Source organism: Streptomyces sp. TP-A0874 (genome assembly GCF_001748085.1).
GTDB lineage: Bacteria > Actinomycetota > Actinomycetes > Streptomycetales > Streptomycetaceae > Streptomyces.
Genome location: NZ_BBZK01000008.1, coordinates 221,828 through 235,136 on the forward strand (window position 1 = coordinate 221,828; position 13,309 = coordinate 235,136).

Consider the following 13,309-nt stretch of genomic DNA (forward strand, 5'->3'; position numbering starts at 1 on the left):
CTTCGTCGGATCCGGGTGGAGCTTTGTCGTCGGGCGATCACCGGGCTCGTCGGGGGATCACCGCGACCGGGTCGCCGTCGGCGGTCCCGGTCAGCCGTCAGCCGAGTCCCGGCACTACCAGGACCAGCCATACCGCGGCCGGTACCGCGGCCGTCACGATCCCTCCGTATGCCATCAGCTGGCGGAAGAACCTGTCCCGGTCGACGTCCGGAGCGTTGGCCAGCACCAGCGCCCCGTTGGTCGAGAAGGGGCTCACGTCCACCACGGTCGCGGAGACGGCCAGTGCGGTGATCATGCCGATCGCACCGATCTCGCCCTGGGCCAGGAACGGGACCGCGAGCGGGATCAGTGCCCCCATGATGCCCACGGACGAGGCGAAGGCGGAGACGATGGCCCCGATGTAGCAGATCATCAGGGCGCCGAGCAGGGGGATGCCGATGTCGCTGACGGCGTTGCCCGCGTATTCGATGGTGCCCATCTCCTCGAGCACTCCGACGTAGGTGAGCACCCCGCAGATGAGCAGCACGGTGGGCCAGGTGATCTGGTTGACCGCCTTCTTGCTGTCCGCCGGCCAGAACAGGCTCAGCAGCACGGCCAGGGTGATGGCGGTGAGCCCGGCGTCCAGGTCGAAGACGAGCACCGCCAGCACGAGCGCCGCCAGTCCGGTAAGGGTGGCGGCCCGGGCGGCGGTGAGCGCGCCGGCGGCCCGCTCCTCCTCGGTCTCGACGGAGGTCGCGGCGGTGTCGCCGTCGCCCCTGCCGGAGAGCTTGAGTCCGCCGCAGACGACGAAGACGACGCCGGCGATCAGCAGGTTGACCACGAGGCTGCCGAGGAAGAGGACGATCGGGCTGCCGGGAAGCTTCTCCTTCTCCACGATGCCGTTGACGATCGATCCGTAGATGCTGATCGGGGAGAAACCGCCGCCCTGAGAGCCGTGCACCACCATGGCGCCCATCAGCAGCGGGCTGATGCCGTACCGGGCGGCGAAACTGAGGGCGATCGGGGCGACGATGGCGACGGCGGCGGGGCTGACCGCGCCGATCGCGGTGAGTAGCGCGCTGATCGCGAACATCACCCAGGGGATGAGCGCCACCCGACCGCGCACCAGCCGGAGCGCGGTCCGCACCAGCCAGTCCGTGGTGCCGTTGGCGCGGGCGATGGCGAAGAGGTAGGTCACCCCCACCAGCACCACGAACAGGCTGCCCGGGAAACCGGCGAAGATCTCGTCGGCGTCGAAGCCGGCCACCAGGCCACCGACGCCGAAGGCGGCGGCGAAGGACAGCGCGCCCATGTTGATCGACCGGGTGGTGGCGACGACGAACACCACCACCAGCACAAGTATCGAGATCAGCTCAGCAGACATCGAGGCTCCGTTCCTGGATTCCGGCAGCGTCTTTCCGGCCCTCGGCTGGTTTCGGAAGGCCTCGGTCACCCGGGGGATGAAGGGGGTGAGCGGCGTAGTGGCCGAGTGGCCGGACCACATTGCGGGCGGGGCGACTTCACTGTCAATGCATTGGACAGAAATTGGTTCAGCCAGTCGGCCACTGCGCCGGTGCTAGTCTGCTTCGGGTGAGTCGTCCGGGTATCGACGAGGGGGCGGGATGGCCGACGCGCTGCGACCCATGGGCCGGACGCGCCTGTACGAGCAGGTCCTGGAGCGGCTACGCGCCTACGTGGCCGAGGGAGAGCTGCGCACCGGCGACCGGCTGCCCACCGAACGGGAGCTCGCCGCACGGCTCGGCGTCAGCCGTTCGTCCGTCAAGCAGGCGGTGGTCGTCCTGGAGGCACAGGGCCTGGTCGAGGTCAGGCACGGCGGCGGCACCTACCTCCTCCGGGACACCCTCGCGGCCGAGCCGGTACACCAACTGCTGGAGCGTCGGCGCCGGTTGCCGGACGTCCTGGAGGCGCGTGAGGCGCTGGAGACCAAGCTCGCCGAGCTGGCGGCCGAGCGGCGCACCGAGGGGGACCTCCGGGGGCTGCGGGAGGCACTCGCCCTGATGGAGCGGGAGATCGCCGAGGGTGGTCACGGCGCGGAGGGCGACCGGCGCTTCCACGCGGCCGTGACGGCCGCCGCGCACAGCTCACTGCTGGCGGAGTTCATGCGCTCCATCTCGGAGCAGATCACCGAGAGCCGCCATGAGTCGCTCCGCCAGTCCGGACGGCCGAAGCGCTCGCTCGCCCAGCACCAGGGCATCCTCGACGCCATCGAGGCCCAGCAGCCGAAGGCCGCCGCCGCCGCGATGCGCCGCCATGTCCGCACCGTCGCCAAGGTCCGGCTGCTGGAGTGGCATCCGGACGAGGACGCCGGCTGAGCGAGGAGGGCAGGGGGCGCCCTCGGGGGCCCGGGGGGCGCGGTCGGGCGGCTTCGGGGCGTGGGGTCCCGCGACGTACATCCGTCCGAACCGGTTCGGCCGGCTGCCGCCTTTTCGCCTTCCAGGCCGGAGGGAATGGCCCCATAAGAACATCCTCGTAACGTTTTCTGGGGGCCGCGCCAGACGGGCAGCGCCCCCGGGGAGGAGTCCCCATATGATCCACGGGATCGATGTCAGTGCCTACCAGTCATCGTTCTCCACGTCCGGCGTGGACTTCGTCATCATCAAGGCGACCGAAGGCCGCTCCTACGTCAACCCGATCCAGGGCAAGCAGGCGAAGAAGGCCCGCTCGGCCGAGTGCGTGGTGGGTTTCTACCACTTCCTCTGGCCCGGCGACATCGCCGCCCAGGCGCGCTACTTCATCGACAAGTGCGACTCCGCCAAAGGCGATCTGCTCGCCGTCGACTGGGAGCGGAACAGCTCCGGCACGTACGCGAGCAACGCCCAGAAGGACCAGTTCATCCGCGAGGTGAAGAAGCTCCGCCCGGGGCACCGGGTGCTGCTCTACTGCAACCGGGACTTCTGGCTGAACCACGACACGACCTCCTACGCGGGGGACGGGCTCTGGATAGCCGACCCGGTCACCGCGGGGAAGCCGCGTATCAAGGCGGCCTGGCGGTTCCACCAGTACGCGACCAACCCGCTCGACAAGAACGTGGGCAAGTTCGACGGCAAGAGCGCGCTGCGCTCCTGGGCGAAAGGTTCCTGACGCTCCGCCGGCCCGGCCGTCAGCCCTCGGTTGTCCGCATCTCGAACCAGGTGGTCTTGCCCCGCGGCAGTAGGTCGACCCCCCACCGGTCGGAGATCTCGTTGACCAGGAAGAGGCCCCGGCCGCTGGTGTCGAGTTCGCGCACCGGCATCAGACAGGGCAGCGCCCTGGAGGGGTCGCGCACCTCCACCCGGATCCGGGTCCGCCGACGCGACATCCGCAGGCCGAAACCGCGCGCCCCGGTGTGCCGCACGGCGTTGCCGACCAACTCCGAGACGAGCAGCACGGTCTGCTCGGCGAGCACCGGCCCCAGGCCCCACTGAAGCACCACCACCGAGTGCGCCAACCGGCGCGCCGCGGCGGCGGACTCCGGGTGGGAGGGCAGGCACACCTCGCCGGCGGCGGGGTTCCCGAAACGCTCGATCACATCGCGCGGTTGCTGCTCACCGGGTGACGCCGGGCGGCGCGCCCCGGCGCCACCCGTCCGCCTCCGGGGGTCTTCCGTACCGTCCAGGCCCGCCATGCCCCCATCTTGGCCGCCCGCTCTCCGTCACGGGCCGAAACCGCGAGATTACCGAGCGGGCCCCCGCCCGGGAGCGGCGCCCCGCCGCCTCTCCGGGCAGTGCCCAACGATTACCCGCGGCGCCGCGAACGGCCCCGCGGATCGTCCCTTCGGTGCGGGGCCCCTCAGCGGAACTCCGCCTTGCCGGGGCCGTCCTCGACGAAGCTGCGCATACCGATCTCCCGGTCCTCGGTCGCGAAGAGGCCGGCGAACCAGTTCCGTTCGACGGCCAGTCCGGTCTCGATGTCGGTCTCCAGACCGACGTCCACCGACTCCTTCGCGGCCCGCAGCGCGACCGAGGGCCCCTTGGCGAGCCGACCGGCCCAGGCGCACGCCGCCGAGTAGACCTCGTCGGCGGGCACCACCCGGTCCACCAGGCCGATGGCGAGCGCCTCGTCCGCCTTGACCTGACGCCCCGTGAAGATCAGGTCCTTGGCCCTGGCCGGCCCGACCAGCCGGGCGAGCCGCTGGGTGCCGCCGGCCCCGGGGATCAGTCCGAGCAGGATCTCGGGCTGGCCGAGCTTGGCGTTGTCGGCGGCGATCCGGATGTCGGCGCAGAGCGCCAACTCGCAGCCCCCGCCGAGCGCGTACCCGGTCACCGCGGCCACCACCGGCTTCGGGATGCGGGCGACCGCGGTGAAGGAGTCCTGCAGGGCCTTGGAGCGGGTGATCATGTCGGTATGGCCCATGTCCCGCATCTCCTTGATGTCGGCACCGGCCGCGAAGACCTTCTCGCCGCCCCAGATGACCACCGCGCGCACGTCGTCCCGGTGGCTCACCTCGGCGGCGATCTCGCGCAGCCGGTCCTGGGTGGCGACGTCCAGCGCGTTCATCGGCGGCCGGTCCAGGCGGATGGTGCCGACACCGTCACGGACCTCGAGATTCACAGTCATGCCCGCAGGTTAGCCGTCGTTCACCGCTCTGGGCCCGGTGTGCTGCGCCACACCTCGGTACCCCCGGCTGGGTGAAGGCGCGGTGCGGCGGGAAATCCGGTGGGCACTGTCAGTGCCGAACCGTAGGCTCGGCACCGATGACTGCCCCCGCTCTCGAAGAGTCCCCACCCAGCACCGCCCGACGGTCACCGGTCCGTTCCCTCCTGCGGCTGTGGCCTTACGTCCGGCCGGTCCGGCCGCGCTTCTTCACCGCGGCGTTCGTCGCCGTCGTCGCCTCCTGTATGGGGCTGGTCATCCCGCTGGTGCTCAAGTGGATGGTGGACGGTCCCATCGCCGACGGCGACCCGGGGGGCGTCTGGCTCGGCGGCGGGCTACTGCTGCTCCTCGGTGTGCTGGAGGCGGGGCTGTTCGGCCTGCGGCGGTGGTTGGTGGCCCGCCCGCTGGCCGGTGTGGAGGCCGCGCTGCGCGCGGACCTCTACCGGCACCTGCAGCGGCTGCCCGTCTCCTTCCACGACCGCTGGCCCTCCGGGCAGTTGCTCTCCCGGGCCACCACCGACCTCCAACTCCTCCGGCTCTTTTTGGCGTTCCCCCTGACCTTCCTGCTGGTCAACGGCACGACGATCCTGGTCGGCTGCGGCATCCTGCTGAACCAGGCGTGGAACCTGGGGCTGGTGCTCCTCGCCCCGGTGCTACCGCTGATCGTCCTCTGTTCGATGTTCGAGTCCCGCTACTCGCTGGCGGCCCGGGCGGCTCAGGACCAGATCGGCGATCTGACCACGGTCATCGAGGAGGGTGTCCTCGGCATCCGGATCATCAAGGGTTTCGGACGCCACCGCAGCCAGGCCCGCGCCTTCGCCACGCTCTCCGAGCGGCTGCGCGGCACCGAACTGCACAAGGCCCGGCTGCTGGCCATGATCTGGGCGCTGATCATGACCCTCCCCGAACTCGCGCTGGGCACGGCGCTGGTGCTGGGCACGCTCCAGGTGGCGGACGGGGGGCTGTCGGCGGGCACCCTGGTCGCGTTCCTGGCCACCGCACTCGCCCTGCGGTGGCCCGTGGAGTCGATCGGCTTCCTGATCGCGATGAGCAACGAGGCGGCGACCGCGGCCGACCGCTTCTTCGAGGTGATGGACGAGAAGGTGGCCGTCGACAGGCCGGCGCCACGGAGCTCCGGCCGTCCCGCCCCGGCGTCGAGGGCCGCCGATGCCGAGGCCGGGCTGCGTTTCGAGAACGTCGGCTTCCGCTACCCCGACGCACCACCGGACGCACCGCCCACCCTGCACGGCGTGGACCTGCACATCCGGTCAGGCGAGACGATGGCCCTGGTGGGGGCTACCGGCAGCGGCAAAACCACGCTCACCGCGCTGGTCCCCCGGCTCTACGAGGCGACCTCCGGCCGGATCACCCTGGACGGCGAGGACACCGCCGGAATGTCCCGATCCGAGCTCCGTACCCTGCTGGCCGTCGCCTTCGAGGAACCGACCCTGTTCTCCGCCACGGTCGCTGAGAACGTGGCCATGGGCGCCACCGGGATGTCGGAGGAAGACGTCCTCCGGGCGCTCCGGATCGCTCAGGCCGACTTCGTCCACGACCTGCCGCAGGGTCCGCACACTCAGGTCGGCGAGCAGGGGTTGAGCCTCTCCGGTGGCCAACGGCAACGGCTCGCGCTGGCCCGGGCGGTGGTCGGCCGCCCCCGGTTCCTGGTGCTCGACGACCCGCTCTCGGCACTCGACGTGCACACCGAGGCCCTGGTGGAGGCGGCCCTGCGCCGGGTCCTGGCGAGCACCACCGCTCTGGTCGTCGCCCACCGGCCTTCCACCGTCCTGCTCGCCGACCGGGTGGCGCTGCTCTCCGGGGGCCGCGTCACCGCCGTCGGCACCCACCACGAACTGCTGCACGGCAGCTCCGAGTACCGCGTTCTGATGTCCGGAGAATCCGCCGAGGCCGAAGCCTCCGCCCCTCCGGAGACCAGCGACACCGCATCCCGGGGAGGCTCTCCGCTGTGACCACCACCGCTTCGGGTCAGACCGCCGGGGAGGACGAGCAGTCGGGGACCAGCGCGCGGCCGGCCCTCTCAGCGCCGGGTCCGGCAGAGGCACCGGCGCCGGCAGCCGACGACCCGTTCGACCGCGACGTCCTGCCCACGCCCAAGGGGGCCTCCCGCTCGTTGCTGCTGTCGCTGCTGCGCCCCAGCGGCCGGCGGGTCCCGGTGGCCGCCCTCTTCCTGCTGCTCCAGCAGGCCGCAGTCCAGGCCGGTCCGCTGCTGGTCGCCTACGCGATCGACAGCGCGGTGCCCGCCCTCGGCGCGGAGGACTACGGGCCGCTGGTCGCCGTGGCCGCCGGCTATCTGCTCTGCTCGGTGGCGGCCGGCGGACTGCAGTACGCCTTCGTCCGCGCCTCGGCGCGGATCAGCCAGGACGTCCTGCTCGACCTGCGCGGTCGGATCTTCCGGCACGCCCAGGCGCTGAGCATCGACTTCCACGAGCGGTACACCTCGGGGCGACTGATCTCCCGGGCCACCACCGACGTGGAATCACTGCGCGAGCTGCTCAACGAGGGGCTGGAGGAACTCCTCCGGGTGGTCCTCTCGGTGGTCTACATCTGTGTGCTCCTGCTCCACCTCGACTGGGGCATCGGCGCCTGCGCACTGCTCTCCTTCTACCCGCTCTTCCTCCTCATCCGGTCCTTCCAACGCCGCTCGATGGTCGTCTACCGGGGCCGGTCCACGGCGATCGCCGCCGTCATCACGAAGTTCGCCGAGACGATGAACGGCATCCGGCCGGTGCAGGCCTTCCGCCGGGAGCACGCCAACGACGAGGACTTCGCCGAGCGCAACCGCCGGCACGAGCGGGCCAACGGCGACGCCATCCTGGAGATGGCCCGCTACGTGGTCTCCTCCCGGTTCGTCGCCAACTGCGCGCTGGCCGCGATCGTGCTCTGGGGGGCCTACCGGGTCGCCGACGGCGGTCTGGAGCTGGGGGTGCTGGCCGCCGCGGTGCTCTACCTGCGCCGGCTCTACGACCCGATCGACCGGCTCGGGATGTTCCTCAACTCCTACCAGTCCGCCTCCGCCTCACTGGAGAAGATCGCCGGACTACTGGCGCAGCGGCCCTCCGTCCCGGAGCCCGAGCAGCCGCGGGCGCTGCCGGAGCGGGACGCCGACCGGCCGGGCCGGGAGGTGGTCTTCGACGCGGTGCGGTTCGCCTACCGGACCGGAGGAGAGGTGCTGCCCCGTTTCGATCTCACGCTGACCGCCGGGCATACCGTGGCCGTGGTCGGCTCCACCGGCGCGGGCAAGTCGACTCTGGTGAAGCTGCTCGCCCGCTTCTACGACCCGACCGAGGGCCAGGTCCTACTGGACGGTGTGGACCTGCGCGAGTTGCGGGGCGCCGAGTTGCGGCGGGCGGTGGTGATGGTGACGCAGGAGGCGTTCCTCTTCTCGGGCACGGTGGCCGAGAACATCGCCATCGGCCGTCCGGACGCCGATCGGGCGGACATCGAGCGGGCCGCGAAGGCCATCGGGGCGCATGACTTCATCAGCGCGCTGCCGGACGGCTACGACACCGATGTCCGGAAGCGCGGTGGCCGGATTTCGGCGGGGCAGCGGCAACTGATCGCCTTCGCCCGGGCCCTGCTGGCCGACCCGGCGGTGCTGATCCTCGACGAGGCGACCTCCTCACTCGACGTGCCGGGTGAACGCGCGGTGCAGCAGGCGATGCTGACACTCCTGAACGGCCGTACCGCGGTGGTCGTCGCCCACCGGTTGTCCACCGTGGAGATCGCCGACCGGGTGCTGGTGATGGCTGGCGGACGGATCGTCGAGGACGGCGCGCCGAGTCGGCTGATCGGCGACGGCGGCCGGTTCGCCGACCTCCACCGGGCCTGGCGGGAGAGCCTGGTCTGACGGCTTCCACACACACGATGACGGGCGGGCTCCCGGCCCGCCGCGGGCGGTGCGAGTCCGCAGCTTGTCGGAGATGGAGGCCGCCCTGAGTGTTGTCCCGAGGCCTCTGGTGGATAGGTGCACGGCGTCAGATGACGGGGCTCCCCCAGCGGTGGCTGGGGGAGCCCGCGGCTGGCGCTGTGCGCCGGTCAGGGGGGCATGGGACGGCGCTTAGCCGGATATCACGTCGAACGTCCGTATGGCGGAGCCCTCTTGGTGCTTAACGGACACGTTTTGGTCAACTTCTCTACCGGTTCTGGCATGTACGCGTAGGCAGGAAATATTCTCCTCGCACAAGTGCACACCCCCCACCGCATCTCCTGAGAGCTTCTCCAAGACCCCCCACCATGTAGGAGTTCGCGTGAGTTCAGCACGCATGTCCAAGGCGGCCGGCACGGCCGCGGTCCTGGCCGCCGGCGCTCTTCTGGCCACCACCGCCGCAGCCGGCTCGGCCGGCGCGACCCCCGCCCCGACCACCGCGAGAGCGGGCGCCCAGGCGGTCGCCCTCTCGGCCTCCCAGCGCGCGGAACTGCTTCGCGACGCCAACACCGCGCAGGCGCAGACGGCGCAGACCCTGGGTCTCGGCGCCAAGGAGAAGCTGATCGCCCGCGACGTCATCAAGGACGCCGACGGCACGGTCCACACCCGCTACGAGCGCACCTACGACGGTCTGCCGGTGCTCGGCGGCGACCTCGTCGTCCACCAGGCCAAGAACGGCACGACCAAGGACGTCACCCGGGCGACCGAGGCGAAGATCAAGGTGGCCACCACGAAACCCGTCGTCTCCGCGGCCGCGGCCGAGAAGGCGGCGGTCAAGGCCGCCGAGGCGGCCGAAGGCAAGGAGGCCGCCGAGGGCGCCGAGCCGCGGAAGGTGATCTGGGCCGCCAGCGGCAAGCCGGTCCTCGCCTGGGAGACCGTCACCGGCGGTCTCCAGGAGGACGGCACACCGAACGAACTGCACGTCATCACCGATGCCCGCACCGGTAAGAAGCTCTTCGAGTACCAGGGCATCCACAACGGCATCGGTCACAGCCGCTACTCGGGCCAGGTCGAGTTGGGCACCGCCGGCTCCGCCGGCGCGTACACCCTCACCGACGACGAGCGCGGTGGCCATGTCACCAAGGACCTGAACAACGGCTCCGGCGCGGGCACGGTCTTCACCGACGACGACGACGAGTGGGGCGACGGCAGCACCGACGACCCGCAGACCGCCGGGGTCGACGCCCACTACGGTGCGGCGCTGACCTGGGACTACTACAAGAACGTGCACGGCCGCGACGGCATCAAGGGTGACGGGGAGGGCGCCGAGTCCCGCGTCCACTACGGCAACAACTACGTCAACGCCTTCTGGAGCGACAGCTGCTTCTGCATGACCTACGGTGACGGGGAGAACAACGCCAACCCGCTCACCTCCGTCGACGTCGCCGGCCACGAGATGTCCCACGGTGTCACCTCGCACACCGCCGGCCTCATCTACAGCGGGGAGTCCGGCGGGCTCAACGAGGCCACCTCGGACATCTTCGGCACCGCCGTGGAGTTCTACGCCGACAACTCCGAGGACGTCGGTGACTACCTCATCGGCGAGATGGTCGACATCTACGGCAACGGCGAGCCGCTCCGGTACATGGACGAGCCCAGCAAGGACGGCGTCTCCAAGGACTACTGGTACTCCGGCATCGGCAACGTCGACGTCCACTACTCCTCAGGCGTCGCCAACCACTTCTTCTACCTGCTGGCCGAGGGCAGCGGCGCGAAGGAGATCAACGGCGTCCAGTACGACAGCCCGACGGCCGACGGCTCCACCGTCGAGGGCATCGGGCTGGAGAAGGCCGAGCAGATCTGGTTCAAGGCCCTGACGGTGTACATGACCTCCAGCACCGACTACGCCGCCGCGCGTGAGGCCACCCTGGACGCCGCGAGCGACCTCTACGGGGCGGACAGCGCCGAGTACCAGGCGGTCGACAAGGCCTGGGCCGCGGTGAGCGTCGGCTGACGTCCACCCCCCGACGGCCGGTGCGTGCGCCGTAGCGGAGCGGGCCGGCCGCCCCCCAGCGGAGCGGCGCCCGGGAGAAGGCTCGAAACCTCTCCCAGGCGCCGCTCATCCACGTTCCGGCCGCTCGGCCCCGGTGGTCAGCCCGACGGCGGCCCGCCCACCGCGTCCGCACCCTCCGCCGGCACCGCCACCAGGCCGAGTTCCGCGCTGCTCGCCAGCAGCCGGTGCGCGGGCAGGATCCGGACGGTGTACCCGAACGGACCGGTCCGGTCCAGCGTCAGCGGACCCTCGTAGAGCCAACGGCCGGACAGATCGGCGCCGGCGGCCGGCTTCAGCGGAACCGTGACCGCTTCCGTGATCCGGTCCGCCGCATCGACCCGGCCGGCCACCGCCTGCACCTCGACGTCCTCCGGGCTGAGCCCGCCGAGCACCGCCTTGACCCGGAGCGACAGCGTGGCGCCCAACTCGGCCGGGCGCACCTCCTGCCCGTCCGCGCCGCCTGCCACGCCGCGACCGCCCGGGCCGGCGGTCGAGACCGCCTCCACATGGTCCACCGCGACCGCCGGCCAGCACTCCCGCACCCGCGCCTTCCACCGCGCCAGGTCCTCCGCGCCGCCGGTGTCCAGCGCCCGACGGGCGTGCGCGGCAGGGGTGTACAACCGCTCGACGTACTCCCGCACCATCCGGTCGGCCAGCAGCCTCGGGCCGAGGCCGGCCAGCGTCCGCCGGACCATCTCGATCCAGCCGTTGGGCAGCCCCTGCTCGTCCCGGTCGTAGAAGCCGGGCGCGACCCGCCGCTCCAGCAGTTCGTACAGGGCGTGGGCCTCCAACTCGTCGCGGCGCTCATCGTCCCCGTCGGCGGCGTCGGCGGTGGGGATGGCCCAGCCGAAGTCCGGTTCATAGCACTCGTCCCACCAGCCGTCCAGCACCGAGAGGTTGAGGCAGCCGTTGAGCGCCGCCTTCATGCCCGAGGTGCCGCAGGCCTCCAGGGGGCGCAGTGGGTTGTTCAGCCAGACATCGCACCCCGGGTAGAGCTTCTGCGCCATGGCCATGCCGTAGTCCGGCAGGAAGACCAGCCGGTGGCGGACCCGCGCGTCGTCGGCGAACCGCACCAGCTCCTGGATGAGCCGCTTGCCGCCGTCGTCCGCCGGATGGGCCTTCCCGGCGACGACGATCTGGATCGGCCGCTCCGGGTGGAGCAGCAGCTTCCGCAACCGGTCGGGATCGCGGAGCATCAGGGTGAGCCGCTTGTAGGACGGCACCCGGCGGGCGAAGCCGACGGTGAGGACGTCCGGGTCGAGCGCCCCGTCGATCCAGCCGAGTTCGGCCGTATCCGCCCCGCGCTGCCGCCAGGAGGCCCTCAGCCGCTCCCGCACCTCGCCGACGAGCCGGCTCCGCAGGGTGTTCCGCAGCCGCCACACCTCACCGTCCGGGAGGTCCGCGAGGGCCGCCCATCCTTCTGCGTCTCCGGCCCCGAGGCTCTGGGGACGGGCGGCCGGCCGGCCGGCGCGGAGCCGCTCCACCTCGGGGGCGACCCAGGTGGGGGCGTGAACCCCGTTGGTGACCGAGGTGATCGGGACCTCCTGGGCGTCGAAACCGGGCCACAGCCCGGCGAACATCTCCCGGCTGACCCTGCCGTGCAGGGTGGAGACCCCGTTGGCCCGCTGCGCCAGCCGCAGTCCCATCACGGCCATGTTGAACAGCTCGGGCTCGCCACCCGGGTGGCTCTCCAGCCCCAGCGCCAGGATGTCTTCGACGTCAACCCCCGGAAGCTCGCCGTCCGCACCGAGGTACCGCTCGACGAGCGTCCGCTCGAAGCGGTCGATCCCCGCGGGGACGGGGGTGTGGGTGGTGAAGACGGTGCCCGCGCGGACGGTCTCCAGAGCGGCTCGGAAACCGAGGCCGCCGGCCTCCGGCCGCCGCAGCTCCCCGATCCGCTCCAGTCCGAGGAACCCGGCATGCCCCTCGTTGGTGTGGAAGACCTCGGGGGCCGGGTGGCCGGTGACCCGGCAGTAGGCGCGCACCGCGCGGACGCCCCCGATGCCGAGCAGCATCTCCTGGAGGAACCGGTGTTCGCTGCCGCCCCCGTAGAGCCGGTCGGTGACGTCCCGTCCGGCGGCATCGTTCTCCTCCACACCGGAGTCGAGCAGGAGCAGCGGCACCCGCCCGACCCGCGCCTGCCAGACGGCCGCCCGGAGCGAGCCGCCACCGGGCAGCGCCAGGACCACCCGCACCGGGCTGCCGTCAGCCTCCCTGAGCGGCGTCAACGGCAGTTCGTCGGGGTCGAGCAGGGGATAGTGCTCCTGCTGCCAGCCGTCCCGGGAGAGGGACTGGCCGAAGTAGCCGCGCCGGTAGAGCAGGCCCACACCGATGAGGGGGAGCCCCAGGTCGCTGGCGGCCTTCAGATGGTCGCCGGCGAGGATGCCGAGGCCTCCGGAGTACTGCGGAAGCGCCGCGGTGATGCCGAACTCGGGAGAGAAGTAGGCGATGGCGGCGGGGAGTTCGCCGGTGCGGCTCGCCCGCTGGTACCACCGGGGACCTTCGAGGTAGTGCGCGAGATCCGCGGTTGCCGAGGCGAGGCGGCGCAGGAAGGCCGGGTCGGTCGCGAGGCTGGTGAGCCGGGCGGCCGGCACGGCGCCGAGCAGCCGCACCGGGTCCTCTCCGCAGACCCGCCAGCCCTCGGGGTCGAGGGCCCGGAACAGCTCGCGGGTTTCGGGGTGCCAGGACCAGCGGAGGTTGTGAGCGAGCTCGCCGAGCCCGCTGAGGGGTTCGGGAAGGACGGGGCGCACACGGAGACGACGGATGGCCTTCACCCCAGGAAGGTATCCGGGGAGGAA

General features: G+C 71.5%; 9 protein-coding genes. 5 read left to right on the forward strand and 4 right to left on the reverse strand.

Annotated features, from left to right (window positions below; translation table 11 throughout):
* Positions 1 to 97: 97 nt before the first annotated feature.
* Positions 98 to 1,363, reverse strand: coding sequence for an SLC13 family permease (locus BGP73_RS15430; protein ID WP_069815150.1), 1,266 nt, complete (start codon positions 1,361 to 1,363; stop codon positions 98 to 100).
* Between the two features lie 238 nt (positions 1,364 to 1,601).
* Between BGP73_RS15430 and BGP73_RS15435 the strand changes: the two genes are divergently transcribed.
* The gene (locus BGP73_RS15435) at positions 1,602 to 2,312 is read left to right on the forward strand and encodes a FadR/GntR family transcriptional regulator (RefSeq protein ID WP_069815152.1); all 711 of its coding nucleotides are present in this window, start codon (positions 1,602 to 1,604) and stop codon (positions 2,310 to 2,312) included.
* Positions 2,313 to 2,526: 214 nt separating this feature from the next.
* Complete coding sequence (locus BGP73_RS15440; RefSeq protein ID WP_069815154.1) at positions 2,527 to 3,081, forward strand: GH25 family lysozyme; 555 nt, start codon at positions 2,527 to 2,529, stop codon at positions 3,079 to 3,081.
* A gap of 19 nt (positions 3,082 to 3,100) precedes the next feature.
* Here the strand turns inward: BGP73_RS15440 and BGP73_RS15445 are convergent, their stop codons facing one another.
* Positions 3,101 to 3,604: an ATP-binding protein gene (locus BGP73_RS15445; protein ID WP_069815156.1), complete on the reverse strand. Its 504-nt coding sequence runs from the start codon at positions 3,602 to 3,604 to the stop codon at positions 3,101 to 3,103.
* A gap of 164 nt (positions 3,605 to 3,768) precedes the next feature.
* Positions 3,769 to 4,536: an enoyl-CoA hydratase/isomerase family protein gene (locus tag BGP73_RS15450; RefSeq protein WP_069815158.1), complete on the reverse strand. Its 768-nt coding sequence runs from the start codon at positions 4,534 to 4,536 to the stop codon at positions 3,769 to 3,771.
* 137 nt (positions 4,537 to 4,673) lie between these two features.
* Here BGP73_RS15450 and BGP73_RS15455 point away from each other — a divergent pair, with 137 nt between their 5' ends.
* The 3 genes from BGP73_RS15455 to BGP73_RS15465 all read left to right on the forward strand — a co-directional run bounded on the left by BGP73_RS15455 (position 4,674) and on the right by BGP73_RS15465 (position 10,472).
* A complete protein-coding gene (locus tag BGP73_RS15455; protein WP_069815160.1) occupies positions 4,674 to 6,542 on the forward strand; it encodes an ABC transporter ATP-binding protein in 1,869 nt (622 codons plus the stop codon).
* On the forward strand, positions 6,539 to 8,440 hold the full coding sequence (locus BGP73_RS15460; protein ID WP_069815162.1) for an ABC transporter ATP-binding protein: 1,902 nt from the start codon (positions 6,539 to 6,541) through the stop codon (positions 8,438 to 8,440). Before BGP73_RS15455 ends, BGP73_RS15460 begins: the two co-directional genes overlap by 4 nt.
* A 415-nt stretch (positions 8,441 to 8,855) precedes the next feature.
* Positions 8,856 to 10,472, forward strand: a complete 1,617-nt coding sequence (locus BGP73_RS15465; RefSeq protein WP_069815164.1) for a M4 family metallopeptidase — start codon at positions 8,856 to 8,858, stop codon at positions 10,470 to 10,472.
* Positions 10,473 to 10,609: 137 nt separating this feature from the next.
* Here BGP73_RS15465 and glgP read toward each other — a convergent pair whose 3' ends face one another.
* Positions 10,610 to 13,285 (reverse strand): alpha-glucan family phosphorylase, encoded by a 2,676-nt coding sequence (glgP, locus tag BGP73_RS15470; protein WP_069815166.1) that lies wholly within the window; start codon positions 13,283 to 13,285, stop codon positions 10,610 to 10,612.
* Positions 13,286 to 13,309 lie beyond the last annotated feature (24 nt).